The 25,658-nt window shown below is 71.2% G+C and carries 27 protein-coding genes; 12 read left to right on the top strand and 15 right to left on the bottom strand.

What is annotated here, in order from left to right:
• Positions 1-36: 36 nt before the first annotated feature.
• Positions 37-1,617 (bottom strand): methylmalonyl-CoA mutase family protein, encoded by a 1,581-nt coding sequence (locus tag AB0H32_RS18095; RefSeq protein ID WP_361120946.1) that lies wholly within the window; start codon positions 1,615-1,617, stop codon positions 37-39.
• Positions 1,618-1,697: 80 nt separating this feature from the next.
• Between AB0H32_RS18095 and AB0H32_RS18090 the strand changes: the two genes are divergently transcribed.
• Positions 1,698-2,579: a L,D-transpeptidase family protein gene (locus AB0H32_RS18090; protein ID WP_361120944.1), complete on the top strand. Its 882-nt coding sequence runs from the start codon at positions 1,698-1,700 to the stop codon at positions 2,577-2,579.
• 225 nt (positions 2,580-2,804) lie between these two features.
• Here AB0H32_RS18090 and AB0H32_RS18085 read toward each other — a convergent pair whose 3' ends face one another.
• From AB0H32_RS18085 to AB0H32_RS18050, 8 genes are all read right to left on the bottom strand, one after another.
• Positions 2,805-3,929 carry a hypothetical protein gene (locus AB0H32_RS18085; protein WP_361120941.1) on the bottom strand — a complete coding sequence of 375 codons (1,125 nt, stop codon included), beginning with the start codon at positions 3,927-3,929 and terminating at the stop codon, positions 2,805-2,807.
• Positions 3,929-4,591 (bottom strand): RNA polymerase sigma factor, encoded by a 663-nt coding sequence (locus tag AB0H32_RS18080; protein WP_361120938.1) that lies wholly within the window; start codon positions 4,589-4,591, stop codon positions 3,929-3,931. Before AB0H32_RS18080 ends, AB0H32_RS18085 begins: the two co-directional genes overlap by 1 nt.
• 378 nt (positions 4,592-4,969) lie before the next feature.
• The gene (locus tag AB0H32_RS18075; protein WP_361120935.1) at positions 4,970-5,755 is read right to left on the bottom strand and encodes a hypothetical protein; all 786 of its coding nucleotides are present in this window, start codon (positions 5,753-5,755) and stop codon (positions 4,970-4,972) included.
• Positions 5,756-5,857: 102 nt separating this feature from the next.
• Positions 5,858-6,490, bottom strand: coding sequence for an RNA polymerase sigma factor (locus AB0H32_RS18070; protein WP_361120933.1), 633 nt, complete (start codon positions 6,488-6,490; stop codon positions 5,858-5,860).
• 321 nt (positions 6,491-6,811) lie between these two features.
• Positions 6,812-7,198 carry a hypothetical protein gene (locus tag AB0H32_RS18065; RefSeq protein WP_361120930.1) on the bottom strand — a complete coding sequence of 129 codons (387 nt, stop codon included), beginning with the start codon at positions 7,196-7,198 and terminating at the stop codon, positions 6,812-6,814.
• Positions 7,199-7,344: 146 nt separating this feature from the next.
• Positions 7,345-7,902: a hypothetical protein gene (locus tag AB0H32_RS18060; protein ID WP_361120927.1), complete on the bottom strand. Its 558-nt coding sequence runs from the start codon at positions 7,900-7,902 to the stop codon at positions 7,345-7,347.
• Positions 7,903-7,993: 91 nt separating this feature from the next.
• Positions 7,994-8,752, bottom strand: coding sequence for a DUF4328 domain-containing protein (locus AB0H32_RS18055; protein WP_361120924.1), 759 nt, complete (start codon positions 8,750-8,752; stop codon positions 7,994-7,996).
• Positions 8,753-8,893: 141 nt separating this feature from the next.
• A complete protein-coding gene (locus tag AB0H32_RS18050) occupies positions 8,894-10,552 on the bottom strand; it encodes a glycoside hydrolase family 20 protein (RefSeq protein ID WP_361120921.1) in 1,659 nt (552 codons plus the stop codon).
• A 154-nt stretch (positions 10,553-10,706) separates the two neighbouring features.
• Here AB0H32_RS18050 and AB0H32_RS18045 point away from each other — a divergent pair, with 154 nt between their 5' ends.
• The 9 genes from AB0H32_RS18045 to AB0H32_RS18005 all read left to right on the top strand — a co-directional run bounded on the left by AB0H32_RS18045 (position 10,707) and on the right by AB0H32_RS18005 (position 17,158).
• On the top strand, positions 10,707-11,279 hold the full coding sequence (locus AB0H32_RS18045; protein ID WP_361120918.1) for a 2-oxo-4-hydroxy-4-carboxy-5-ureidoimidazoline decarboxylase: 573 nt from the start codon (positions 10,707-10,709) through the stop codon (positions 11,277-11,279).
• A gap of 194 nt (positions 11,280-11,473) precedes the next feature.
• The gene (gene sdhC / locus AB0H32_RS18040; protein WP_361120915.1) at positions 11,474-11,854 is read left to right on the top strand and encodes a succinate dehydrogenase, cytochrome b556 subunit; all 381 of its coding nucleotides are present in this window, start codon (positions 11,474-11,476) and stop codon (positions 11,852-11,854) included.
• 5 nt (positions 11,855-11,859) lie between these two features.
• Positions 11,860-12,342 (top strand): succinate dehydrogenase hydrophobic membrane anchor subunit, encoded by a 483-nt coding sequence (locus AB0H32_RS18035; RefSeq protein WP_361120912.1) that lies wholly within the window; start codon positions 11,860-11,862, stop codon positions 12,340-12,342.
• A gap of 19 nt (positions 12,343-12,361) precedes the next feature.
• Positions 12,362-14,116 (top strand): succinate dehydrogenase flavoprotein subunit, encoded by a 1,755-nt coding sequence (gene sdhA, locus AB0H32_RS18030; protein ID WP_361120909.1) that lies wholly within the window; start codon positions 12,362-12,364, stop codon positions 14,114-14,116.
• Complete coding sequence (locus tag AB0H32_RS18025) at positions 14,116-14,877, top strand: succinate dehydrogenase iron-sulfur subunit (protein ID WP_361120906.1); 762 nt, start codon at positions 14,116-14,118, stop codon at positions 14,875-14,877. Before sdhA ends, AB0H32_RS18025 begins: the two co-directional genes overlap by 1 nt.
• A 122-nt stretch (positions 14,878-14,999) precedes the next feature.
• Positions 15,000-15,410 (top strand): VOC family protein, encoded by a 411-nt coding sequence (locus tag AB0H32_RS18020; protein WP_361120903.1) that lies wholly within the window; start codon positions 15,000-15,002, stop codon positions 15,408-15,410.
• Positions 15,411-15,503: 93 nt separating this feature from the next.
• The gene (locus AB0H32_RS18015; RefSeq protein WP_361120900.1) at positions 15,504-15,911 is read left to right on the top strand and encodes a hypothetical protein; all 408 of its coding nucleotides are present in this window, start codon (positions 15,504-15,506) and stop codon (positions 15,909-15,911) included.
• A complete protein-coding gene (locus AB0H32_RS18010) occupies positions 15,908-16,420 on the top strand; it encodes a DUF393 domain-containing protein (protein WP_361120897.1) in 513 nt (170 codons plus the stop codon). The genes AB0H32_RS18015 and AB0H32_RS18010 overlap by 4 nt, the downstream gene beginning before the upstream one ends.
• Positions 16,421-16,429: 9 nt before the next feature.
• Positions 16,430-17,158: a TetR family transcriptional regulator gene (locus tag AB0H32_RS18005; protein WP_361120894.1), complete on the top strand. Its 729-nt coding sequence runs from the start codon at positions 16,430-16,432 to the stop codon at positions 17,156-17,158.
• Here the strand turns inward: AB0H32_RS18005 and AB0H32_RS18000 are convergent, their stop codons facing one another.
• The 3 genes from AB0H32_RS18000 to AB0H32_RS17990 form a co-directional block, all read right to left on the bottom strand.
• Positions 17,159-18,718, bottom strand: a complete 1,560-nt coding sequence (locus tag AB0H32_RS18000) for an ABC transporter substrate-binding protein (protein ID WP_361120891.1) — start codon at positions 18,716-18,718, stop codon at positions 17,159-17,161.
• Positions 18,719-18,915: 197 nt separating this feature from the next.
• Positions 18,916-20,157 (bottom strand): metallophosphoesterase, encoded by a 1,242-nt coding sequence (locus tag AB0H32_RS17995; RefSeq protein ID WP_361120888.1) that lies wholly within the window; start codon positions 20,155-20,157, stop codon positions 18,916-18,918.
• A 15-nt stretch (positions 20,158-20,172) separates the two neighbouring features.
• The gene (locus AB0H32_RS17990; RefSeq protein WP_361120885.1) at positions 20,173-20,412 is read right to left on the bottom strand and encodes a hypothetical protein; all 240 of its coding nucleotides are present in this window, start codon (positions 20,410-20,412) and stop codon (positions 20,173-20,175) included.
• A gap of 205 nt (positions 20,413-20,617) precedes the next feature.
• Between AB0H32_RS17990 and AB0H32_RS17985 the strand changes: the two genes are divergently transcribed.
• Positions 20,618-21,910, top strand: a complete 1,293-nt coding sequence (locus tag AB0H32_RS17985; protein ID WP_361120883.1) for a D-alanyl-D-alanine carboxypeptidase — start codon at positions 20,618-20,620, stop codon at positions 21,908-21,910.
• Here the strand turns inward: AB0H32_RS17985 and AB0H32_RS17980 are convergent.
• On the bottom strand, positions 21,858-22,766 hold the full coding sequence (locus tag AB0H32_RS17980) for a YihY/virulence factor BrkB family protein (protein ID WP_361120880.1): 909 nt from the start codon (positions 22,764-22,766) through the stop codon (positions 21,858-21,860). The two genes, AB0H32_RS17985 and AB0H32_RS17980, sit on opposite strands and share 53 nt — an antisense overlap.
• An 85-nt stretch (positions 22,767-22,851) precedes the next feature.
• Between AB0H32_RS17980 and AB0H32_RS17975 the strand changes: the two genes are divergently transcribed.
• Positions 22,852-23,607 carry a decaprenylphospho-beta-D-erythro-pentofuranosid-2-ulose 2-reductase gene (locus tag AB0H32_RS17975; protein WP_361120878.1) on the top strand — a complete coding sequence of 252 codons (756 nt, stop codon included), beginning with the start codon at positions 22,852-22,854 and terminating at the stop codon, positions 23,605-23,607.
• Positions 23,608-23,701: 94 nt separating this feature from the next.
• On the opposite strand, the gene AB0H32_RS17970 is transcribed toward AB0H32_RS17975, so the two are convergent.
• On the bottom strand, positions 23,702-24,286 hold the full coding sequence (locus tag AB0H32_RS17970) for a 2'-5' RNA ligase family protein (RefSeq protein WP_361120875.1): 585 nt from the start codon (positions 24,284-24,286) through the stop codon (positions 23,702-23,704).
• A 169-nt stretch (positions 24,287-24,455) separates the two neighbouring features.
• Positions 24,456-25,472, bottom strand: coding sequence for a tryptophan--tRNA ligase (gene trpS / locus AB0H32_RS17965; RefSeq protein ID WP_361120872.1), 1,017 nt, complete (start codon positions 25,470-25,472; stop codon positions 24,456-24,458).
• Positions 25,473-25,658: the final 186 nt, after the last annotated feature.

Here is a 25,658-nt window from a genome sequence, read left to right as displayed (position 1 = left end):
ACCCGCACGGAGCAACCGCCGTGAGCGAGCGAGGGATCAGAACGTGTCCGAGGGCACGTAACTCCCCCAGACCTCCCGCAACGCCCCGCACACCTCCCCCACCGTCGCCCGCTCCCGCAGCGCCTCCTTCATCGGATACAGCACGTTCTCCTCGCCCTGTGCCGCCTTCTTCAGCGCGGCAAGGGCCGTATCCACCGCGCTCCGGTCCCGCTCCGCCCGCAGCCTCGCCAGGCGCTCCGTCTGCCGGGTCTCGATGGCCGGGTCCACCCGCAGCGGCTCGTACGGCTCCTCGTCGTCCAGCCGGAAGCGGTTGACGCCCACCACCACCCGCTCGCCGGAGTCCGTCTCCTGCGCGATGCGGTAGGCGTTCTGCTCGATCTCCGCCTTCTGGAAGCCCCGCTCGATCGCCGCCTCCGCGCCGCCGAGATCCTCGACCCTGCGCATCAGGTCCAGCGCGGCCGCCTCGACGTCGTCGGTCAGCCTCTCCACCGCGTACGAGCCCGCGAACGGGTCCACCGTCGCCGGGACGTCCGTCTCGTACGCCAGGACCTGCTGGGTGCGCAGCGCGAGGCGCGCGCTCTTCTCCGTCGGCAGCGCGATCGCCTCGTCGAAGGAGTTGGTGTGCAGGGACTGGGTGCCGCCCAGTACGGCCCCGAGGGCCTGGACGGCCACCCGGACCAGGTTCACCTCCGGCTGCTGGGCCGTCAGCTGGACCCCGGCCGTCTGGGTGTGGAAGCGGAGCATCCAGGACTTCGGGTTCCGTGCGCCGAAGTCCTCCTTCATCACCCGCGCCCAGATCCTCCTCGCCGCGCGGAACTTGGCGACCTCCTCCAGCAGCGTCGTACGGGCGACGAAGAAGAAGGACAGGCGGGGGGCGAAGTCGTCGACGTCCATGCCGGCCGCCACCGCCGTACGGACGTACTCGATGCCGTCGGCGAGGGTGAACGCGATCTCCTGCGCGGGCGAGGCGCCCGCCTCTGCCATGTGGTAGCCGGAGATCGAGATCGTGTTCCACTTCGGGATCTCGGCGGTGCAGTACCTGAAGATGTCGGCGGTCAGGCGGAGGGAGGGCTTCGGCGGGAAGATGTACGTGCCCCGCGCGATGTACTCCTTCAGGACGTCGTTCTGGACGGTGCCGGTCAGGCGGTCCGCCGGTACGCCCTGTTCCTCGGCCACCAGCTGGTAGAGCAGGAGCAGCAGCGCCGCCGGGGCGTTGATCGTCATCGACGTCGAGACCTTGTCCAGCGGGATGCCGTCGAAGAGCACCCGCATGTCCTCGACCGAGTCGATCGCCACGCCCACCTTGCCGACCTCGCCGTGGGCGAGAGGCGCGTCGGAGTCGTGACCCATCTGGGTGGGCAGGTCGAAGGCGACGGACAGGCCGGTCGTGCCGTGCGCGATCAGCTGCCGGTAGCGGGCGTTGGACTCGGCAGCCGTGCCGAAGCCGGCGTACTGGCGCATGGTCCAGGGGCGGCCGGTGTACATGGTCGGGTACACCCCGCGGGTGTACGGGTAGGCCCCCGGTTCGCCCAGCTTCCCTGCCGGGTCCCAGCCGGTCAGGTCCACCGGCCCGTAGACCGGCTCGATCGGCAGCCCCGACTCCGACTCGCGCGCCATGGATGCCTCCGCAGTACGTTCTGTCCCCCCTCACCATGCCCCGTAGTTCGGCGGCGGTCACGCGGGGAAGCATCTGGGGCATGAGGATCTCGGGGAGACCTGCCGCCGTACTCGCCTCGGCCGCCGCCCTCGCCGCGCTCTGCGGCTGCACCGTGCAGCCCCCGGGCGCGGACGGCAAGAACCGGTCACCGGTGCACGTCCGGCTGCCGTCCGGCGGCCCCGAACGCACCCGGACGGCCGAGAGCCCCGGCCCCGCCCGGACGGGCGGCACCTCCGGCACCGCCGGGACACCCGGGGGCGTGCCCGCCGCGAAGCCCGTCCAGCCCGTGCCCGAAGTGTTGTGGCGGCGCGGCAACAGCGGCTCGGGGGTGCGCGAGCTGCAGGCGCGGCTCCGCCAGGTCGGCTGGCTGTTCGACGGGCCGACGGGGTCGTACGACGACCTGACCGAGCAGGCCGTCCAGGGTTTCCAGGGCAAGCGCGGGCTGCCGCGGACCGGGGTGCTGGACACCGTCACCTGGCAGCGGCTGCTGGCGATGACGCACCGGCCGGGCATCTGGGAGCTGTATCTGATGGGAGGTCAGCCGGCTGCCATGCCTGATCCGCGCTGTCTGACCGGCCGGGTGCTGTGCATCAGCAAGACCAGCCGGACGCTGCGCTGGATGGTCGACGGGCGCACGGTCTCGACGGTGTCCGTGCGCTTCGGCACCCAGTACAGCCCCACCCGCGAGGGGGTGTTCCACATCTACTGGAAGTCACGGCACCATGTGTCGACGATCTATCACTCCCCGATGCCGTACGCGATGTTCTTCAGCGGCGGCCAGGCGGTGCACTACTCCTACGACTTCGCGGCGCGCGGGTACGCCGGCGGTTCGCACGGGTGCGTCAACGTGCGGGACGAGACGGCGATCGCGGAGCTGTTCGCGCAGGTGCGGACCGGCGACAAGGTCGTCGTGTACTGGTGAGGCACCGGGCGGGAGGGAGATGTGGGGCGCGGGCGGGACCGGGGGAACGTGTCCCGCCCGCGCCAGGTGCACGAGCCGTAGGTACGGGGGGAACCCCGGCTCAGTGCGACGGCCGATGACCAGTCGGCTCACTCAGTACTGCGTCCCGGCGGCCAAAAACGTCACACCCCTCGCGGAAAAATTTTCGCGACCAACGAAATCGCAGGTCAGCGGGGTCGGCCGAGGTCAGAGCGCGGTGTACGACGGGCTCGGCGAGAACGCCGGCACCGGCCGGCCCTGGGTCCGCGGGGTGAAGACCGAGGGCGCGGGTGAGGCGATGCCACCCCGGTGACGGCCGTGGCGGTGGTCCCGGTCTCGATGACCGCCGTCGTCACCGCCGTGGCCGTCCCCGTCGCCCTTGCCGTCCCCGTCGCCCTTGCCGTCGCCGTCCTTGCCGCCGTCGCTCTTGCCGTCCGAGCCGCCGCCCTTGGCATCGTTGCCGTCGTCGCCCTTGTTCTCGCCCCCGGAGGCGTTCTGGGCTGCCAGGACGAACGTGCAGTACTTGGTCACCCGCGCGGAGCCGCCCGCCAGGAACTCCAGGACCCGCCTGCGCTCGGCCCCCGGGTCGCGGCCGTCCCGCAGGTCGCGACAGGCGGAGACAACGGCCTTGCGCCATGCGGTGCCGCGGGTCCCCTGGGGTGCGCCCGCACCCGGCTCGGTGCCCTTCTCCGTGCCCTTGCCCCTGCCCCGGTCGTCGGCGTTGCGGGAGGGGTCCGCGCCGGGGGACCCGCTGATGCCGGGGCTGGGCGTGTCCAGGTCGGGGACGATGCCCGGGGTGGACTGCGGGGAGGGAGAGCTGGGCGGCCGTCCGGAGTTCTGGGCGGAGACGGAGGCGGCGGGCCCCGGGTCGTCGCGGAACGGCATCGGCAGCACCCCGCTGCCGGCGGCCATGGCGACCCCGCCGAGCATGCCCGCGGCCACCGCCGCGGCGAGCGCGAGGCGCACCGGGCGGGCCCAGCGCGGGCGGCCGGAGCGGGTTCCGGTACGGGTGGGGGCGCCGATGCGGACCAGGCCTGCGTCCGCCTCGCGTGCGGGGCGGCCGAAGCGTCTGCCGGAGCTCGCGTCGCCGAGCGCGGCGGCGGTCCGCTCGGCCTCGGCCGCCTCGCGGGCCTTGCGGAACGCGGCCAGGGCGGCCTGCTCACCGGGCAGTTCCGCGGCCGTGGGGGCCGTCTCGGCGGCAAGGGAACCCAGCACCTTGCCCAGCTGTTCCGCCTGGTCACGTCCGGATTCGTCGACGGCTTCCAGCGACTCACCGCGCAGCAGACGTTCCGCCGTCTCTCCGGTCAGCCACTTGTACTGCTCGTCGGCCATCACATGTCCTTCTGCGTCCGCGAACGCGTATGCGTCACAGTTGCGGACGTCACCGCGCGCCTGCGCGGTTCTCGCTGGGGCGGGAGCGCGTCGAGCACGGCCGCCGATTCCGGATCGTCGCCGAGCAGCTCCGCGAGCCGCTTCAGGCCGCGGTGCGCGGCGGTGCGTACGGCGCCCGCGCGCTTGCCGAGCGTCTCGGCGGCGGTCTTGGCGTCGAGGCCCACCACCACACGCAGGACGACCGCCTCGGCCTGGTCCTGCGGGAGCCGCGCGATGAGCGAGAGGGTGCCGTCCGTGGCGAGCGCCTCGATGGCCTCGCCGGCCGTGTCGGACTCGGCGGCACGACCTGTCAGTTCGGTCTCGTCGCCGCCGATCGCGGGGCGGCGGCCGCGCATCCGTATGTGGTCCAGGGCGCGGTTGCGGGCGATCCTGGCGGCCCAGCCGCGGAAGCGGTCGGCGTCGCCGCTGAACCGGTCGAGGTCCCGGGCTATCTGCAGCCAGGCCTCGGACGCGACGTCCTCGGCGTCCGGATCGCCTACCAGTGTGCGTACGTATCCGAGCAGCCTCGGATGCACCGCGCGGTACACCGTACGGAACGCGGTCTCATCCCCGTCCTGTGCCGCACGCACCGCGGTGGTCAGCTCCGCGTCGTCCCCCAGCACCGCACTCCCTTTACGCCCGTCTTCGGTCGGCGCGAAAGGCACGTTACGGCGTGAAACCTCTCCTCGTCCATGTCTGTAGAAGATGCAACTAACTCGTGACACGCATGGGTGTGACAGAAAACGCACTCATGACGCTGAAGGAAGTACGGGCCGCCGCGCGGCCCGTGTCGCGCGACGGCCGGGGCCTCTCCTGTGGGGGGTGGCGGCCCCGGCCGTTGCCCCGGCCGCTGCGGGCGGCCCGCAAGCCGATGTGCGAACCGCCGTACGCGGACGGAAAACAGCTGGCCGGAGCGCCGCACGCGGACGAGGGGCCGGTGCCGGGACTGCCGTTTCGGACGGGAAACCGTTGCCCGGACCACTCGGCGCGGACGGGACGGGTCAGTTCTTCCCGCCGGGTTTCGGCGAGTCACCGGTGCCGCTCCTGCCGGTTTTCTCATCCTTGGGCGCCTTGTCACTGTTGTTCGACTTGGCGGCTTTGTCGGCCTTTTGTCCGTCGGCCCGGGTCAACTGGGAGGCACAGTACGCCGTGACGTTCTTCTCGCCGCCCGCGGCCGTGACGAGCCGCTGCCGGGCCGTCGCGTCCAGCGTCCTGCCACGGTCCCGGACGTGCTCGTAGGCACGGCAGTGGGCCAGGGTGTCCCTGGCGGTGGCCGGGTGGTGCGGGCGGGCCGAAGGGGCTCCGGACGCGGTGTCGTGCGGCCGGGCCGCCGGCCGGTGCGGGGCGCTCGCCGCGGGCTGCGGCCGCCGCCCGCCGTCGCCGTCCCGGTGCCCGGACGGGCCGGCGGAGTTGATCGCCGCGACGGCCACCCCGCCCAGCGTGACGCTCGCGAGGAACACCGAGAGCGTGGCCTTCACCGAAAGCCGGGCGCGGCGCGACGCCCGGGGCCGCCAGTCGTCCCGGCGCCGGGTCCGCGCCCGGTGCGCCCCGCGGTCCCGGGCGGTGCGGAACGCGGTCACGGCGCGCCGCTCGGCCGCGGGGTCGACGCCGTCCGGGAAGCCGTCGGGGACGGCCTGCGCGCGGATCGCGGCGGCGAACCACGCCTCGAACACGGCGTCCCCGCAGTCCGGCGCGTCCGCGCCGGCCGGCCCCGCTCCCAGGACCGCGCCGCCCGGGTGCCCGCGCCGACGACCGGGCAGCCCGTCGCCGCTGTGCCGTTCACCCATGTCTGTTCCCGTTCCTGGTCCGGCCCGCTCGGCCCCTCGGATCCGCCGGGGGCCTCGCGCCGCCGGTTCCCGTGTATCCATACGGCCGGTGGCGGCCGTCGTTCATTCCGACTCCCCCAGCGTTCGGGGGACCTCGTCCGTCACACCTGCCGCCGCAGCCTCCTGAGCACCCAGTTCGCGGGCGAGTCGCTTCAGCCCGCGGTAGGCCGCGGTGCGGACCGCGCCGGGGCGCTTGCCGAGGACACGGGCGACGGCGGGGCCGTCGAGGCCGACGACCACCCGCAGCAGCACGGCCTCGGCCTGGTCCGGCGGGAGTGTCCGGACCAGTTCCAGGGCGCGCTCGGTGGAGAGGGACTCCAGCGCCTGCTCGTACGTGCTGTGCGGTCCGGGCAGCTCCAGTACGTCCTGTTCGAGCGCCGCCGCCCGGGGCCGTATGCGCTGTCTGCGCAGGTGGTCCAGGGCCCGGTGGCGGGCGATGGTCGCGGTCCAGCCACGGAACCCGGCGCCGTCCCCCCGGAACCTTCCGAGGTCGCGGGCTATCTCCAGCCAGGCGTCGGAGGCCACGTCCTCGGCCTCGTCGCCGACGATGCCGCGCAGATAGCCGAGCAGACCCGGCTGCACGATCCGGTAGGCCACCGCGAAGGCGCTCTCGTCACCGTCCTGCGCCCGCGCGACGGCCGCGCCCAGTTCCCCGTCGCGTGCCTGCGGTCGACGGGTTTCCCCTGCCTGGCCCAAGACTGACCTCGTTCGTGCCGAGTTCGTGGCCACCGCACGGCGCATGCCCCACCGGGCGGCGCACTACGGCCCTCTCCACGCCTTCCAAGGTCATCAGCGCCCGGCCTCACAGAAGTGTCACAGCCCGCCGAGGACCGGACGGCCGACCGGAGCAACGGGGGCACGCGGAAAGGGCGGACTGCCGGTGCCGCATCCTGCGCTGCACGGTGCTCCGGTCGGCCGGCCGACCGGCACGGATCGACTCTCAACGAGTCACGCCGGACCAGCGCGGTGCCCCGTCGGACCGGAGCCCGCCCGTGCGAGGGGTCCTGGGCCGGGTGGTCAGCCGGCGGCGGTCGCGTCGCGGCACAGCAGGCGCAGCGAGCCCTGGCCGCCGAAGCACCGCCGGGCCTCCTCGATGGGGTCCCACAGCCGGCCGTCGGGCGTGCGGATCCAGTGGTCGCCGCCCGTCGCCCACCACTCGGCGCCGGTCTGGCGGACGATGACCTCACCGGCGTAGGCGCCGAAGCCGCGCAGCACGCTCTCGACCGCCGCGTGCGGCGGATCCTCGCGTCGTATGTCCTCGATCATCCGGTCCACCCGCCACAGGCTCTGCGCCGAGTAGTCGAGCCGTACCCGCGCACCCTCGCGCATGGTCGCCACCGTGTCGGCCGCCCACCGTGCGGGCCTGGCCGCGGCGTGTGGTCTGGTCTCCTGCTGTGCTGTCACGTAGTGGGCTGTCACATAGGGAAGAGCGGGCGCGGCCGGGCATCCGTCACGCGGATCCGGCGGGTTTCCCCAAAGGGCGCAGGACCGCCCCACCCCACCGCACGACGATTACAGAATCCGCCCGGGCAGGAGGGTTTGATTTCCGGTCAGCCGCGCCCGCGGGCCCGGCGGGACACCACCGCACGCAGCACCCTGCGGCCCTCGACCGTGACGTCCAGGGCGCGCCGCAGGCCGTGCGTGCCGTGCTCGGCGAGGAGTTCCAGGACGACGATCTGGCGCCGCAGCTCGGCGGCGACGAGCGGGGACGTGCCCTCGGTGCCGCTCTCGCGCCCGTCCTCCGGGCTGTCGGCCGCCGCGGTGTCGTCCACGGCGGGGTCCAGGAGCCGGTGGATGCGCAGGGAGGCGACCGAGCAGGCGTCCGCCCAGGCCCGTATCGCGTCGGCGGTGCGCTCGGCGGGGGCCGCGTCCAGCATGCGGCGGGCGAGCAGCGCGGCCTCGTCCGCGTCCGGGCCCGCCGGATCGATCGCGCCGCGCGCCTTGTCCAGGCTCCCGGCCCAGTCGGAGCCGTCGGCGAGGCTCGCCCACAGCGGGCGCAGCACCTCGTCGTCGCCGCCCAGGAGGGGCACACACCGATCCAAACAGGCCAAACCGCTGGCTGCCAGTCCCCGTTCATCGGCCTGTGCGATCAGTTCCACCAGGCTCATGAAAGCCTCCCTCGCCAGGGCACCGCCTTTACGGAGCCCGCACTTCCCCTAACTGCGTGCAACGGCCCGGGAGTGTCACAGCCAGAGGTTTTCAGCCAAAGACGGGCGCCGGCACGGGGCCCGCGAGCGCCCGGTGGTGCTGCATTCGGGTGATCTTGAGAACGATCAGGACGGCGAGCGCGGCGGCCGCGATGTCGATCACGTCGGCGAACAGCATCTGGCGGGCGGCGTCCCGCAGTTCGGCCACACCGTGGGCCCGCGCGTACTCCGTGGTGGCGGCCCGGTCGGCGAACAGGGAGATGATCCACACCGTCCACCAGCAGTTGACCGGCGCATGGCTGGGGCGCTCGGCCCAGCGGGCGCTGGAGTCCCAGATGTCGAGGGTGATCCGGCGCGGGAACCACAGGTTGACGACCGGGACGAACCAGCCGCCGATCGTCCAGCCGCGCCCCTTGCTGTGCCCGCCCGGGTTGAACACCTCGGCGTTGACCCGCACCCGCCACAGCCAGCACAGGTACACGACCATCGTCGCCAGCAGGGCGATCCCCTGGGCGACGCCGGAGGCGGTGTAGAGCGAGTCGGCGTGGTCGGCCCGGTGGATCACGTCGGCGCCGGTGGCCCCGTCGGCCATGTCCCCGGCGACGTTCATCTCCAGCGCATCGGCCACGACGGCGAACAGGTCGGTGGCGATGACCAGGCCGAGCAGCGCGGCGGCGGCCCGGCCGAGCCCGACCGGAGAGCGCAGCACGGCGCCGGGCGCCGCGGCGAACGGCGGAGCGGACATGGCGCACTGGGCGCACAGCGTGCCCCCGGGTGCGGCGGCGAACTGCTGACAGCGGGCACAGATCATGAAAGGAGTTCCCCCGAAACGACATGGAAGCGCGTGGTCTCCCCGGGCCGGGGCCGCGCCGACGAGCGCCGGAAGACCGGCGACGGACACCGGAACATACGGTTCGCGGCGCTCGCACGTCCACTCGAATCCGGGTACGCCTCAGCCCAGCCGGTCCGCCAGCGCCTTGAAGTCGGCCCAGGACATCGCCGGGGTGCCCGGGTCCCACAGCTTCTGCACGGTGGCGCGCAGCGGCATCCGGATCCCGGCGGCGACCTGGTCCTGCGTCTGGGCGTTCGCGATGTCGCTCCAGACCGCGAACGTGCCGCCGAGTATCTGCCCGTCGTAGCTCGCCGGTACGGCGGCCGTCCCGCGCAGCACCCGCGGGTTCCACTGCTCGTAGATGCGCTGCCCGGTCGGGTAGACGAAGGTCTGGGGCTCCCCGAGGACGTAGTACAGGAACTCGTCGTTGTAGTTGATGACCTTGCGGCCCGCGCCCAGGTACTCCACCGGCTGCCGGGCGCCGATCTCCTTGCCGGTCCAGTAGGCGACCTGGAGGTCCTTGGCGGGCTGCACGGAGGTGTTCCGGAAGAAGCCGTCGTTCCAGGCGCGCATGGTCCGGCCGTGGGCGCGCACGGTGGCGGCCCGGTCGTTCAGCCATCCGGTGGTGAGGTCGGCGACGGTGGCGCCGGAGCCGTACTTCTGCTGGGCGGCGGCCGCCAGCTGGGGGAAGGAGGCCTGCGGGTTCGCCACGGTGAGCGCCTGGTACTCGTCGCCGCCGAGGTGCCACTGGTTGCCGGTGAAGAGACCGGCGTACTCGTTGAGCAGGTCGTCGACGATCTTCGCGGAGGCGCCCTTGGAGATGTCTATCGCGCCCTTGGTCGCCGCCCCGTTCGCGTTGCGCAGCTGCAGGTCCGGGTGGGCGGCGATGACCGCGCCCAGGTGCCCGGGCGAGTCGATCTCGGGCACCACGGTGACGTGCCGGGAGGCCGCCAGATCGACGATCTGCTTGACCTGCGCCTTGGTCAGGTGGTCCTTGGAGACGATCTCGGGATGGGTGCCGGACTCGATCCGGAAACCCTGGTCGTCGGAGAAGTGCAGCCCCAGCTCGTTGAACTTCAGGTCGCCCAGCTCGCGTATCCGGTCCTCGATCCAGGGCGCGGTGTACGGCTTGCGCGCGATGTCCAGCATGAAGCCGCGCACCGGCTTGGCGGGCTCGTCGCGCACGACGCCCTCCGGCGCCGTACCACCGCCGTGGACCTCCTGCTTGAGGGTGCGGGTGCCGTAGAAGACCCCCGCGTCGGCCGGCCCGCTGATGTCGACCCGCCCCCCGCGCACGGTCATGGTGTACGACTCCGGGTTCCCGCCCCCGTTGCCCAGGGCCAGCCGCAGGTCCCCTGCCCGTACGTCGTTCTTCTCCCCCGCGTACGCCAGTCCCAGCTCGCCGGCTATCAGCCGGCCCTCGTCGGCCAGCTCCGGATCGCTCACCACCACCCGCTCGCCGTGCTGCGGCCGCCAGCCGGGTCCGCGCGCCGGGGTGTGGGAACGCACCGCGGGTATGGTGCGCGGCGCCTTGGAGAGCGGATAGGAGCGGCTGGGCGGGGGGCTGGCCGGCGTGGCCGCGCCGCTGGACGCGGCGGCCGACGCCTGCTTCGACGGCGCCTCGCCCGTACTCCCCACGGGCTGCCCGCCGCCCCCGTCCGCCGAGGCCCAGACACCGACGCCCACGCCGAGCGCGACGGTCCCCGCGAACGCGGCGGCCACGACCGCCCGCTTGCGTCTCACCTGCTGCACCGAAGCCCGGCGCTTGTGCTGGCTCACCCGAACAACGTACGTCCGATCCGCGGTTCATTCGTCACCGAGACGTTCCGAAACTCTCCCGTCCGGGTGAAATTCAGGCATCCCCCGGACACACAGTGACCACTCTCGATAACGTGATCACACATCTTTCACAGCATCCGCTGCCACACCACATGTGACGCGAGGACCCACGCTGCCTGCGCACCGTCTCCCGACCCTCCCCCAGCCGCTGGACGCCTTCAACGCCGCCTCCCCCGACGAGGCCCGCGCCCTGCTCCAGTGCTGTCTGCACTGCCCGCGCTGGTCCCGCCGGGTGGCCGACCACCGGCCCTACCCCGACCTGGACTCGCTCCTGGCAGCGGCGGACGAGGCGGTGTACGACCTGTCGCCGGGGGACCTGTCCGAGGCCCTGGCGAGCGAGTCGCTCCCGGACCTTCCGGAGGACACCTACGCCGTCGCCCACACGGCCCTGAGTGCGGCCCACGCGGCCTACGAGGCCCGATTCGGACACGGTTTCGTCATCTATCTGGGTGATTGTCCTCATGAAGAAGCTCTCGACCGCACTCTCGAAGGCATCCGATCACGATTGACAAACGATCCCGAGGAGGAACGGGTCATCGCGGCGGAGGAACTACGGCGCCTGGCAAGAAACAGACTGGCAACCCGCCTGAGGGGCGCGGGGCTGCATCTACCTGCGGCTCCGCCGCGGGGCGCCATCAGTCACAACAGCGCCGCACCGGGCGGATGAGCGGGACACCCCACCCCCCTGTGGCCGCAGGGCAATAGCCCATCCGATGCCAGTTTGATCACACAGGTAGGCCCCCCGTAAGCGGCAGCGCACCGCATGGATACGATGCTGAGGGCCGGTGGACCGTACCCGGCCGGGCCCGACCGACAGTGAAGCCGGCGCGGCCCTAGTCCCCGCTCCCGGAGGGTTCTTCCGTGCCGGCTGGAACGCTGTACCGCGGCCGGGAAGGCATGTGGTCGTGGGTGGCTCATCGAGTCACCGGTGTCCTCATCTTCTTCTTCCTGTTCGTTCACGTGCTGGACACCGCACTCGTGCGTGTCTCCCCCGAGGACTACGACAAGGTCGTAGCCACGTACAAGACCCCGATCGTCGCGCTGCTGGAGTACGGCCTCGTCGCCGCCATCCTCTTCCACGCACTCAACGGTCTGCGCGTCATCGCCGTCGACTTCTGGTCGAAGGGCCCGCGCTACCAGAAGCAGATGCTCTGGACCGTCGTCGGTGTCTGGGTCGTCCTGATGATCGGTGCGATCTACCCCGTCCTCGGCCACGCCGCTCGTGTTCTGTTCGGGAGCTGAGGCCCATGTCCACGACTGAAACCACCGCGTCCGGCGTCGGCCCCGTCGAGGGCGCCCCCGTCTACAGCGTCGAGAACCCGGCCCCTCTCATCGAGGCGCCGCGCAAGCGGACCAAGAAGACCCCGCGCTCGACCCGCGGCAACTTCGAGATGGCCGCATGGCTGTTCATGCGCCTGTCCGGCGTCGTACTGGTCGTCCTCGTCCTCGGCCACCTGCTGATCCAGCTGGTGCTGGACGGCGGCGTCTCCAAGATCGGCTTCGCCTTCGTGGCCGGCCGCTGGGCGTCCCCGTTCTGGCAGGTCTGGGACCTTCTGATGCTGTGGCTCGCCATGCTGCACGGCGCCAACGGCCTGCGCACGGTCATCAACGACTACGCGGAGCGCGCGAACACCCGGCTGTGGCTCAAGGGGCTGCTCTACACGGCCACGGTGTTCACCATCCTGCTTGGCTCGCTGGTGATCTTCACCTTCGACCCGAACATCCGCTAGGCACGGGGCTGCGAGAATCATGAAGATCCACAAGTACGACACCGTCATCGTCGGCGCCGGTGGCGCCGGCATGCGCGCGGCCATCGAGTCGACGAAGCGCAGCCGCACCGCGGTCCTGACCAAGCTCTACCCCACCCGCTCCCACACGGGCGCCGCGCAGGGCGGTATGGCCGCCGCGCTCGCCAACGTGGAGGAGGACAACTGGGAGTGGCACACCTTCGACACGGTCAAGGGCGGTGACTACCTGGTCGACCAGGACGCCGCCGAGATCCTGGCGAAGGAGGCCATCGACGCCGTCCTCGACCTGGAGAAGATGGGCCTGCCGTTCAACCGGACGCCGAACGGCACCATCGACCAGCGCCGCTTCGGCGGTCACTCCCGCAACCACGGCGAGGCCCCGGTCCGCCGGTCCTGCTACGCCGCGGACCGCACCGGCCACATGATCCTCCAGACGCTGTACCAGAACTGCGTCAAGGAGGGCGTGGAGTTCTTCAACGAGTTCTACGTCCTGGACCAGCTGATCACCGAGGTCGACGGCGTCAAGAAGTCGGCCGGCGTGGTGGCGTACGAGCTGGCCACCGGCGAGATCCACGTCTTCCAGGCGAAGGCCGTCATCTACGCCTCCGGCGGCACCGGCAAGTTCTTCAAGGTGACGTCGAACGCCCACACGCTGACCGGTGACGGCCAGGCCGCCGTCTACCGCCGCGGTCTGCCGCTGGAGGACATGGAGTTCTTCCAGTTCCACCCGACCGGCATCTGGCGCATGGGCATCCTGCTGACGGAGGGCGCCCGCGGTGAGGGCGGCATCCTCCGCAACAAGGACGGCGAGCGCTTCATGGAGAAGTACGCGCCGGTCATGAAGGACCTCGCGTCCCGTGACGTCGTCTCCCGCTCCATCTACACGGAGATCCGCGAGGGCCGCGGCTGCGGTCCCGAGGGCGACCACGTCTACCTGGACCTGACGCACCTGCCGCCGGAGCAGCTGGACGCCAAGCTCCCGGACATCACCGAGTTCGCGCGCACCTACCTCGGCATCGAGCCCTACACGGACCCGATCCCGATCCAGCCCACCGCGCACTACGCGATGGGCGGCATCCCGACGAACGTCGAGGGTGAGGTCCTGTCGGACAACACCACCGTCGTCCCGGGCCTGTACGCGGCCGGCGAGGTGGCCTGCGTGTCGGTGCACGGCGCCAACCGCCTCGGCACCAACTCGCTGCTGGACATCAACGTCTTCGGCCGTCGCGCGGGCATCGCCGCCGCCGAGTACGCCCACGACGCCGACTTCGTCGAGCTGCCGGAGGACCCGGAGGCGTTCGTCGTCGAGCAGATCGAGCAGCTGCGCAACGCTACCGGCAACGAGCGGGTGGCCACGATCCGCCGCGAGCTGCAGGAGACCATGGACGCGAACGTCATGGTGTTCCGTACCGAGCAGACGATCAAGACGGCGGTCGAGAAGATCGCCGAGCTGCGCGAGCGCTACAAGAACGTGTCGATCCAGGACAAGGGCAAGCGGTTCAACACGGACCTCCTCGAGGCGATCGAGCTGGGCAACCTGCTCGAGCTGGCCGAGGTCATGGCGGTGTCGGCTCTCGCCCGCAAGGAGTCCCGCGGCGGTCACTACCGCGAGGACTACCCGAACCGTGACGACGTCAACTTCATGCGCCACACGATGGCGTACCGCGAGGTCGGCGCCGACGGCTCGGAAACCGTCCGTCTCGACTACAAGCCGGTCGTCCAGACCCGCTACCAGCCGATGGAGCGTAAGTACTGATGGCAACTCCTGTTCTGGACAAGGTGGAGGCGGAGGCCGCGGCCTCTCCCTACATCACCGTCACCTTCCGGGTCCGCCGCTTCAACCCGGAGGTCTCGGCCGAGGCGACGTGGGAAGACTTCCAGCTGGAAATCGACCCGAAGGAGCGCGTCCTCGACGGTCTCCACAAGATCAAGTGGGACGTCGACGGCACGCTGACCTTCCGTCGCTCCTGCGCGCACGGCATCTGTGGTTCGGACGCGATGCGGATCAACGGCAAGAACCGTCTTGCCTGCAAGACCCTCATCAAGGACATCAACCCCGAGAAGCCGATCACGGTCGAGCCCATCAAGGGCCTCACGGTCCTGAAGGACCTGGTCGTGGACATGGAGCCGTTCTTCCAGGCGTACCGGGACGTCATGCCGTTCCTGGTCACCAAGGAGACGAACGAGCCGACGCGCGAGCGTCTGCAGTCCGCCGAGGACCGCGAGCGCTTCGACGACACGACGAAGTGCATCCTCTGCGCGGCCTGCACGTCCTCGTGCCCGGTCTTCTGGAACGACGGCCAGTACTTCGGCCCGGCCGCCATCGTCAACGCGCACCGCTTCATCTTCGACTCGCGTGACGAGGCGGGCGAGCAGCGCCTGGAGATCCTCAACGACCGTGACGGCGTCTGGCGCTGCCGCACGACCTTCAACTGCACGGACGCCTGCCCGCGCGGCATCGAGGTCACGAAGGCGATCCAGGAGGTGAAGCGGGCGCTCATCACGCGCCGCTTCTGACGTCTTCCGCCTGCGCCACCGAGGGCCCCGTTCCCCCCTGGGAACGGGGCCCTCGGGCGTTGCGGGGCAGTGCTTCGGTGGGGCTCCTCGCACAGGGTGGAATTCGGCCCTAATGTGACGACATGTCAGACGAAGAGTCGTACGAACTGCTCGGGTTCGACAACGCACTGCTCGCCGTCGGCGACCTCGGCGCGGCCGTCGCCTTCTACGAGCGGGCCGGGTTCAGCGTGGGCTTCCGCTTCGACGAGGCCGGGGTCGCGCTGCTGAAGGTCGGCGGCGAGACGCCCGGGATCCTGCTGTGCGCCGAGGAGTCGCTGGGCCACCGGCCGCCACCCTGGCACACGCCGCGGCTGTGGCTGGAGGTGCCGGACGCGCGGGCCGCGGCGCGGGAGCTGGCCGCCGCCGGCATCACGCCGCTGGACGAGGCGTCCTCGGGAGCCACCGGCTGGACCGTGGAGATCGCCGACCCGTGGGGGAACGTCCTCGGCTTCACGGACTACACCAAGCGGCCGGAACTCGGACGCAGGGACTGACGGGTCGGCTCCGTCTTTGAGTTGAACACGTTCAAAAACAGGTCTACAGTCATTCCTGTCAGCGTTTTGAACGCGTTCAAGAAGGGGTGGGGCATGGACCGCACCGTCATCGCCTACGTGATCTACCTGGTCGTCAGCGTCGCGCTGACCATCTGGGTCGCCCGCACGCTCAGCCGCAACGGCCGGATCTTCCTCGCCGACGTGCTGCGCGGCAACGAGAAGCTCGCCGACGCCGTCAACCACCTCCTGGTGGTCGGCTTCTACCTGGTCAACCTGGGCTTCGTCGCGCTGTATCTGAGCAGCAGCGGGAACATCGACGACACCCGCGGCATCTTCGAGGCCCTCTCGACCAAGCTGGGCGTGGTGCTGCTGGTGCTCGGCGTGATGCACCTGGGCAACGTGTACGTCCTCAACAAGATCCGCCGGCGCGGGGTGATGGAGCGGGAGCAGCAGCCGCCGGTGCCGCCGCAGGCCTGGGTCCCGCCGACGGTCGGGGCGTGAGCGCCGTGACCGGCGCAACAGCGGACCGGGGCGCCGGCGGCGCCCCGGTCCGCGGGCTCACCGTCCTCTACGACGCCGAGTGCGCCCTCTGCACCCACCTGCGCAACTGGCTCGTACGGCAGCCGCAGCTGGTGCCGCTGGAGCTGGTACCGGCCGGGTCGGCCGAGGCCCGCAGGCGCTACCCGGGACTCGATCACGCCGCCACCCTGGACGAGGTCACCGTCATCGGCGACGCGGGCCAGGTCTACCAGGCCTCCCGCGCCTGGATCGTCGTCCTGTGGGCCCTGCGCGAACACCGCCCGCTGGCCCACAGGCTGAGCACCCCGGCAGGGGCCCGGCTGGCCCGGGGCGCGGTGCTGGCGGCGGCGAAGTGGCGGGGTGCGCAGGGCCACAGCCGGCAGTGGGGCGGTCAGACCTACCCACGGGCCGACGGGTGGTCGTACCACCCGAGCACGGGCTGGAGTCACAACCCCCCGTCCTGCTCCGACGGTGCCTGCGCCACTGGTTAGGCTCCTCCCGTGCCCGCGAACAGCGACGGCCCCGAGGCGGCCGACCCCAAGACCAAGTCCGAGCAGACCCGCGCACTGATCCTGGAGACCGCGATGCGGCTGTTCCAGGAGCGCGGCTACGACAAGACGACGATGCGGGCCATCGCCAAGGAGGCCGGAGTCTCCGTCGGGAACGCCTACTACTACTTCGAGGGCAAGGAGCACCTGATCCAGGGCTTCTACGACCGGATCGCCGCCGAGCACCAGGTGGCGGTACGGCAGGTCCTGGACCGGGAGACCGATCTGGAGGCGCGCCTCGCGGGCGTCCTGACCGCATGGCTGGACATCGCCCGGCCGTACCACGAGTTCGCGGTCCAGTTCTTCAAGAACGCCGCCGACCCGGACAGCCCGCTCAGCCCCTTCTCGCCGGAGAGCGAGCACGCCCGTGAGCAGGCCATCAGCGTCCACCGCGAGCTGCTGGCCGGCTCCAAGTCCAAGGTGGCACCCGAACTGCGGGACGTCCTGCCGGAGTTGATGTGGCTCTCGCAGATGGGCCTGGTCCTGTACTGGATCTTCGACCGCACCGAAGGGTACGAGCGCAGCTACCGGCTGGCCCGCCGGGGAGCACGGCTGACCGCCCGCGGAGTCGCCCTGGCCCGCTTCCGGGTGCTGCGCCCGCTGGTCCTGGAAGTCCATGAGCTGTTCACGGACTTCCTGCCGGGGATGACGCGGGCGCTGCCCGATCCGAGCGCCCGCTGATCAGATCCAGTTCAGGCGCCACAGGCGGAAGACGCCCGTGCCGTCCGTGAGGTACTGGCCGCCGCCGATGTCCTCGATACTGACCACGTACTCCTTGGCCTGCCACAGCGGGATCAGCGGCACGTCGGCCGCCACGTCCGCCTGGATCTCACGGAAGTCGTCCGCGGCCCGGCTGCGGTCGGGGTACTGCTGGCTGTGCAGGATGAGGCTGTCCACTGCCTTGTTGCTGTAGCCGGTGCTCATCGTGGAGCCGGAACCGACGAGGGCGGAACCGAAGGTGTCCGCGTCGGGGTAGTCGGCCACCCAGCCGACCGCCCACGCGTCCATCTTCCCGGCGGCCCAGCGCTTCTGGAAGTCGGTCCACTCGTACCCCTGGACGTCCACCTTGAACAGGCCGCTCGCCTCCAGCTGCTTCTTCAGCACCGCGGCTTCCTGCGCACCCTGGCCGCGGCCCTTGCCGTAGCCGAAGGTGAAGCGCACCGGCAGGGTCACCCCGGCCTCGGTGAGCAGCTGCCGCGCCTTCCTCGCGCTCTGCGTCGAGTAGGCGTCGAAGAAGGACGTGGTGTGGCCGGTGATGCCGGTCGGGATCAGCGAGTACAGCGGGTCGACCGTGCCGTGGTACACGGTGGAGGTCAACTCCTCGCGGTTGACCAGCCAGGCCATGGCGCGGCGCACCCGCACGTCGTGCAGCGGGGAGCCGGCGCGGGTGTTCAGGTAGAGGTTGCGGGTCTCGGAGCTGTCGGACTCGGTGACGCGCAGGTTCGGATCGCTCGGGTTCAGCTCGGAGAGCACGGCCGGCGGCAGCGTCCGGGTGGCGACGTCGACCTGCTTGGCCTTCCAGGCGCTGTCGAGCTTCTCGGAGTCGTCGTAGTAGCGCAGTTCGACGGGGCGTCCGGTGCTGCTCAGATAGCCCTTGTAGTGCGCGTACGGCGCGAGGTCGGCCCGCTGGTCCTTCGTGTACGAGGTCAGGGTGTACGGGCCGGTGCCGTCGACCCCGGAGTCCTTGCGCAGGGCGTCGGCCGGGTACTTGTCCTTGTCGACGATCGAGCCGGCGCCGGTGGCGACCTTCAGCGGGAAGGTGGCGTCCGAGGACGACAGATGGAAGGTGACCGTCGTCGCGCTGTCGGCGCTCACCGAGCGGAGCGTGGAGAACAGCGACGCCGGGCCGAGATCGGAGTTGATCTTCTTGACCCGCTCGAAGGAGTACTTCACGTCCTCGGCGGTCATCTTGCGTCCGCTCGGGAACGTGATGTCGTCGCGCAGCGTGCACTGGTACGTCTTCTGCCCGCCGCCCTGGAAGCTGCAGCTCTTCGCCGCGTCCGGGACCGGCTCGACACCGTCCGGCTCGAAGGTCAGCAGCGACTGGAAGACGTTGCTGAACAGGGCCCAGGAACCGGCGTCGTAGGCGCCGGCCGGGTCCAGTGACGTGACGGCGTCCGTCGTTCCGACCGTGATGGTCCTGTTGTCGTTTCCCTGTGACGGCAGCAACTGCCAGCCGCCGATTCCCACGACGGCGAGCACGAGCAGCGTCACGAGAATCCGCATGCGAACAGATCGCATGGTGGTGCCCTCCCCAGGCCCTTTCAGGCCCTACCCCTGGCCAGCACAATTTCGCCACTCCCCTAAAGCGGCGCGGCCACCTAATCACACGGATTTCACCGGGGGAAGGGCCTTCTGACCAGTTGTTGAAGAACTTACCGAGGCGTTGTTTCCGCCCGGGTTTCACAGCGTCTTCACAGACATGGGAGCGGTCCCGGTCACGCGCGCACGGCGGCCAGCTCGATCACCGTCACGTCCGACGGCGCGCCCACGCGGGTGGGCGGCCCCCAGGCACCCGCGCCCCGGCTGACGTACAGCTGCGTGTCGCCGTAGCGGTCGAGACCGGCCACGGTCGGGTTGGCGGCGGCGGCCACGAGGTTGCCGGGCCAGAGCTGGCCGCCGTGGGTGTGGCCGGACAGCTGGAGGTCGACGCCGTGCCGGACGGCCTCGTGGATCTGCACCGGCTGGTGGGCGAGCAGCACGCACGCACGGGCCGGATCCCGGCCGCCGAGCGCCCTGTCGAAGTCCGGTCCCTGCCCCTCGCTCTCGCCCTGGAGGTCGTTGACCCCGGCGAGGTCGAAGTACGGCAGCTCGGTGCGGGCGTTCTCCAGCGGGTGCAGGCCGAGCGTGCGGACCTCGGCGACCCAGTGCTCGGCGCCGGAGAAGTACTCGTGGTTGCCGGTGACGAAATAGGCGCCGTGCCGCGCTTCGAGCTGCGCGAGGGGCGCGGTGGCCGGGCCGAGGTCCTTGACGCTGCCGTCCACCAGATCGCCGACGACCGCGATCAGGTCGGGCCGGGTCGCGTTGACGGTGTCGACGACCTTCTGCGCGAAACCACGGCCCAGGACGGGGCCCAGGTGGATGTCGCTGACGACCGCGATCCGGAAACCGTGCGCGGCGCGCGGGAGTTTGGCGAGCGGCACGGTGACGCGCTTCACGCGCGGGCCGCGCAGCACACCGTAGGTTCCGTACCCGACGGTTCCGGCGGCCGCGGTGGCGGCGGCGCCCGCCACGACCCGGGAGACGAAGAGGCGGCGGGAGGGGGCGGACACGGCCCCGTCCTCCGGGGAGGGCTCTGCGGTCCGTGGTGACGGCTGCGCACCGTCGTGGCCCGTCGCGCAGTTCCCCGCGCTCCGGAAGGGGCGCTCCGGCAACCGCCGGAGCAACGGCCGCACCGCCTCCCCCGCCACCACCGCCAGCAGCAGGTACAGGGAGAGGGCCATCCACAGGAAGCCGGGCCAGGCCAGGGTGCGCTGGAGCCAGAAGGGGGCGCCGGAGCGTTCGGCGACCAGGGCGCCGATCATCAGGACCGGGCCCACGACGAACGCCGCCGTACCGGCCCGGCGGGCGCGGCCGGGGCCGCGGGTGGTGTCGCGGACCAGGCGCCGCCACACGTACCAGTGCAGAGCCGCCGCGACGGCCAGGACGACCAGAGCGACGAGAACGAGGACGACGACCACCCCGACCAGGCCCCGCTATGACGTCCGGCGCAATGCGCGCAGGCCGCGCAACCCGATGACCCCGATGACCGTCCCCAATACGGAGGAGACGACCGCCAGCAGCAGGTGCACCCAGAAGTACGCGGTCGGGTGACCGTCGTCGAAGGCGAGACCACTGCTGTCCTTGACCAGGTTCTTGACGAAGGTGACCCAGATGACCCAGCTCCACACCCCGAAGGCGAGCAGGAACCAGGAGACCGGGCGGCTGAGTTTCACAGGGACAGACCTTTCGACACAGTGCCGGGCCGGCGCACCCGGCCGAGGCGGCCGGGGGTCCGGCCCGCTGCGCAGCAGCAATGGGATGCAGTGCCCTCAGGACGAGCACGGCATGACGTCAGTATCGCTGTCGGCCGACCGGTTCCGTGTCCGGGGTGGGGTGCGGGGCGGGACTTCACGGTCCGCGGCCGGTACGTTCTCGACCGTGCCCGCACCCCAGAAGACCGGCCGGCGGTCCCTGCTGGTCGCCTCCGCCGCGCTGCTGTCCCTCTCCGTCGCCGCTCCCGCCGCCCTCGCGGCCCCGACCCCCTCGACCAGCCCGACGGCCACGCCCCCGGCGCACATGTCCCAGGTGGGCGGCGCCCGGCTCGGACAGCCCGGGACACAGGTGAACCTCGCCGCCGGAGTGCCCGTGCTCCCCAAGGACCTCACGGCCCGCTCCTGGATCGTCTCCGACGCCGAGTCGGGCGACATCCTCGCCGCGCACAACGCGCACTGGCAGCTGCCCCCGGCGAGCACCCTGAAGATGCTGTTCGCGGACACCGTGCTGCCCAGGTTCCCGAGGACGACGAAGCACAAGGTGGTGCCGAACGACCTGGCGGGCATCGGGGCGGGCTCCAGCATGGTCGGGATAAAGGAGGACGAGACCTACACCGTCCACGACCTGTGGCTCGGCGTCTTCCTTCGCTCCGGCAACGACGCCGTCCACGTGCTGTCCTCGATGAACGGCGGCGTCGACCAGACCGTGCAGGACATGCAGGCGCACGCCCGGGAGCTCCAGGCCCTCGACACACATGTGGTCAGCCCCGACGGCTACGACGCCAAGGGCCAGGTGTCCTCCGCGTACGACCTGACGCTCTTTGCCCGTTCGGGCCTGCAGAAGAAGGACTTCCGGGAGTACTGCTCGACCGTGCGGGCCAAGTTCCCGGGCGCCACCGTGAAGAAGGGCAAGGGCAAGGGCAAGGGCGTCTCGTCCGCCCGCGAGTCCTTCGAGATCCAGAACACCAACCGGCTGCTGAGCGGCGACACGGACGTGCCCGTCTACCAGGGCATCGCCGGCGTGAAGAACGGCAACACCACCAACGCGGGCGCCACCTTCACCGGTGTCGCCGAACGGGGCGGCAAGGTGCTGCTGGTCACCGTGATGAACCCGGAGAAGCACGACCACAACGAGGTCTACAAGGAGACCGCGAAGCTGCTCGACTGGGGCTTCCGCGCGGCCGGCAAGGTCAGCCCGGTGGGCGAGCTGGTCCCGCCGGAGAACGCCGCGCAGTCCACCGCCCAGCCGGGGGCCACCGCCTCCGCCGGAGCCACGCACGGCACCGGCGGTTCCGGCTCCAGGCCGGTGGCGAGCTCCACCGCTGCGGGCGGCTCCAGCGGCGCCTGGACCGCCCTGGCCGTCGCGGGCGGGCTGCTGGTGCTGCTCGCGGGCGGGGCGTTCCTGGTCAACCGCCGGTGGCCGCTGCCGGATCTGATGCGTCGTCGGTCCCGTCCCTGAGACCGCTGCCGCCGTTCTGCGTCGCCGTCCAGGCGGCGCAGAACAGGACCAGTTTCGCGGTGAAGTTGATCCACAGCAGCAGGGCCACGGGGACACCGAACGCGCCGTACATGCTCTTGCGGGCGACGCCCTGGATGTAGCCGCTCAGCAGCAGCTTGAGCAGTTCGAAGCCGACCGCGCCGAGCAGCGCGGCCACCAGCAGGCGGTGGCGCGGCGGTTCGACGCCGGGCAGCAGGGTCAGGACGTAGAGCAGGACCAGGAAGTCGGCCAGAACGGCGACGGTGAACGCGGCGGTCCGCAGCAGGATGCCGCCCCAGCCCGAGCGGTCGATGCCGAGCTGGTCGGTCATCCAGCCCACCAGCGCGGAGGCGACGGTGGAGATGGCCAGCGTGGCGAGGACGGCCCCGCCGAAGCCCACCAGGATGCCCGCGTCCTTGGCCTTGGCGAGGACCGGGTTCTGCCCGCTGTCGGGCAGCTCCCACACCGCGCGCAGGCAGTCGCGCATCTGGGCCACCCAGCCCATGCCGGTGAACAGCAGCAGGACGCCGGCGATGAGCCCGACGGTGCCGGCGTTCTGGACCAGGGAGTGGATGTTCACCTGGTCGGCCAGGCCGGGGATCTGGTCGGCGATCTTGTTCTGGAGGTTCGTCTGCTGCGACGGGCTGAGCGTGGCGGCGGCGATCGCCCCGGCCAGCGTCAGCAGCGGGAACAGCGCCACGAAGCTGATGAAGGTCATCGCGGCGGCCAGCCGTGTCCACTTCACCCGGTCCAGGCGCTCGTACGACCGCCACGCGTGCGTGGTCGTCAGCCAGGTGACGATCGGCCCGATCCCGGGAAGCTTCTTCAGCCAGTCCATGATCGGACTGTGCCCGCTCCCAGTGAACGTCAACACCGCGTTTCTTCACCAAGACGGTCATACCAGGGCGATACGGTCGGCTGTCATGAAGGATCCCACCGGCCTGCCCCAGTCCCTGCTCGTCCTCGGCGGCACGTCCGAGATCGCGCTGGCCACCGCCCGCCGTCTGATCGCCCGCCGCACCCGCACCGTCTGGCTGGCGGGCCGCCCCGGCCCCGACCTGGACCTGGCGGCCCGGAGCCTCGGCGCCCTGGGCGCGGACGTCCGCACCGCCGCTTTCGACGCCCTCGACCCCGCGTCCCACGAGGCGGTCCTCGGCAAGGTCTTCGCCGAGGGCGACATCGACATGGTGCTGCTCGCCTTCGGCATCCTCGGCGACCAGGCCTACGACGAGCGCGACCCGCTGCGCGCCGTGCAGGTCGCCCAGACCAACTACACCGGAGCCGTCTCGGCGGGACTGATCGCCGCCCGCGCCCTGCAGACCCAGGGCCACGGCTCCCTCGTGGTCCTCTCCTCGGCGGCCGGCGAACGGGCCCGCCGCGCCGATTTCATCTACGGCTCCAGCAAGGCCGGCCTCGACACCTTCGCCCAGGGCCTGGGCGACGCGCTGTACGGCACGGGCGTGCACGTCATGGTCGTACGCCCCGGATTCGTCCGCACGAGGATGACCGCCGGGCTGCCCGAGACGCCGCTCGCCACGACCCCCGAGGCGGTCGCCACCGCCGTCGAACTGGGCCTGCGGCGCCGCTCGGAGACCGTGTGGGTACCGGGAGCACTGCGCCTGGTGATGACGGCGCTACGACACGCGCCACGGGCGCTGTACCGGCGGCTGCCCCTGTAGCGCCCCCAAGGGGCGCGGGGAACTGCGCGGTCAACCACAACGGCGCCGCAGACGAACAACGGCAGACCCCGGCACTGCGGCACACCCCGCGCAGCTACCGGCTGGCGATCGTCCCGCGCTCGATGCCGGGGTGGCCCCCCTGCGGCGGCACCACGGACCCGCCGAACGTGTACTCCCGCAGCTTGCGCCACACCTCGTCGACGCCCTGCTCGTACAGCGCGAAGCCGGTGCACGGCCACTCGGCCTCGAAATCGGCCAGCTCGGCGAAGGCGCGGTCCATCGCCGCGTCGTCGATGCCGTGCGCGACCGTGACATGCGGGTGGTACGGGAACTGCAGGTCGCGCGCCAGAGGTCCGGAGGCGTCGCGGACCTGCTGCTGCAACCGGCTGCAGTCGTCCGCCCCCTGGACGATGCGCACGTAGACCACCGGCGACAGGGGCCGGAAGGTGCCGGTCCCGGACAGCCTCATCGGGAACGGCCGCCCGGCCGCGGCGACCTGGAGGAGATGCGTCTCGACCGTCGGCAGATCGGCCGCCGCCACCCCGGTCGGCGGCAGCAGGGTGACGTGCGTGGGGATGCCGTGAGCAGCGGCGTCGCCGAAGCCCGCGCGCCGCTCCTGGAGCAGGCTGCCGTGAGGCTCCGGGACCGCGATCGACACGCCGATCGTTACGGTCCCCACGTCGTCTCCTGTCGTCGCGAGTTGTCTTCCGGCGGCATTCGTCCCGGCCGTCGGCTATCGACTGTACGGCCCCGGATGTCCTGTGGGCAGGCGCAGCAGAAGTGATGTGCAGCGCTCTGCCCGGTCGGACGTGTGGGCGGTCGTGCGCCGCAGCGCCGGCCCGTGCTTCTCAGTGCTTCGCCGGCAGGAATCCCACCCGGTCGTACGCCTGCGCCAGAGTCTCCGCGGCGACGGCACGCGCCTTCTCCGCGCCCTTGGCCAGGACCGAGTCGAGCGTCTCGGGGTCGTCCAGGTACTGCTGGGTGCGTTCCCGGAACGGCGTCACGAACTCGACCATCACCTCGGCGAGGTCCGTCTTGAGCGCGCCGTACATCTTGCCCTCGTAGTCCTGCTCCAGCTCGGCGACCGACCTGCCGGTGAGCGTGGAGTAGATGGTGAGGAGGTTCGAGACGCCCGGCTTGCTCGCCACGTCGTAGCGGATCACGGTGTCGGTGTCGGTGACCGCGCTCTTGACCTTCTTGGCCGTCGCCTTCGGCTCGTCGAGCAGGTTGATCAGGCCCTTCGGCGTGGACGCCGACTTGCTCATCTTGATCGACGGGTCCTGCAGGTCGTAGATCTTCGCCGTCTCCTTGAGGATGTACGGCGACGGGATCGTGAACGTGTCGCCGAACCGGCCGTTGAAACGCTCGGCAAGATCGCGGGTCAGCTCGATGTGCTGGCGCTGGTCCTCACCGACCGGCACTTCGTTCGCCTGGTAGAGGAGGATGTCGGCGACCTGGAGGACCGGGTACGTGAACAGGCCCACCGACGCCCGGTCCGCGCCCTGCTTGGCCGACTTGTCCTTGAACTGGGTCATGCGGCTCGCCTCGCCGAAGCCGGTGAGGCAGTTCATGATCCAGGCCAGCTGGGCGTGCTCCGGGACATGGCTCTGGACGAAGAGGGTGCAGCGGTCCGGGTCGAGACCCGCCGCGAGGAGCTGGGCGGCGGCCAGGCGGGTGTTGGCGCGCAGGTCCTTCGGGTCCTGCGGGACCGTGATCGCGTGCAGGTCGACGACCATGTAGAAGGCGTCGTGGGACTCCTGCAGGGCCACCCACTGGCGGACGGCGCCGAGGTAGTTGCCGAGGTGGAACGAGCCCGCCGTGGGCTGGATGCCGGAGAGCACGCGAGGTTGGTCAGCGGAAGCCATGTTTTTAATTGTCTCAGAGAGCTCGGGGGGTTCGGTGCACGGGGAACTGCGGACCGCGTGGGCTGATCGCGCCCACGCGGCGGGGCCGCATATTTCGATGCGGCCCCGGGGGCCCGGGCGGGGGGGGGAGGCCCGCGGGGCTGTAGGGGGGTGGGGGGGTGGGGCCCCGCCCGCCGGGGGGGGCGC

The organism is Streptomyces sp. NPDC020362, from assembly GCF_040642095.1.
Lineage (GTDB): Bacteria > Actinomycetota > Actinomycetes > Streptomycetales > Streptomycetaceae > Streptomyces.
This window is presented reverse-complemented; position numbering and strand designations above follow the sequence as displayed.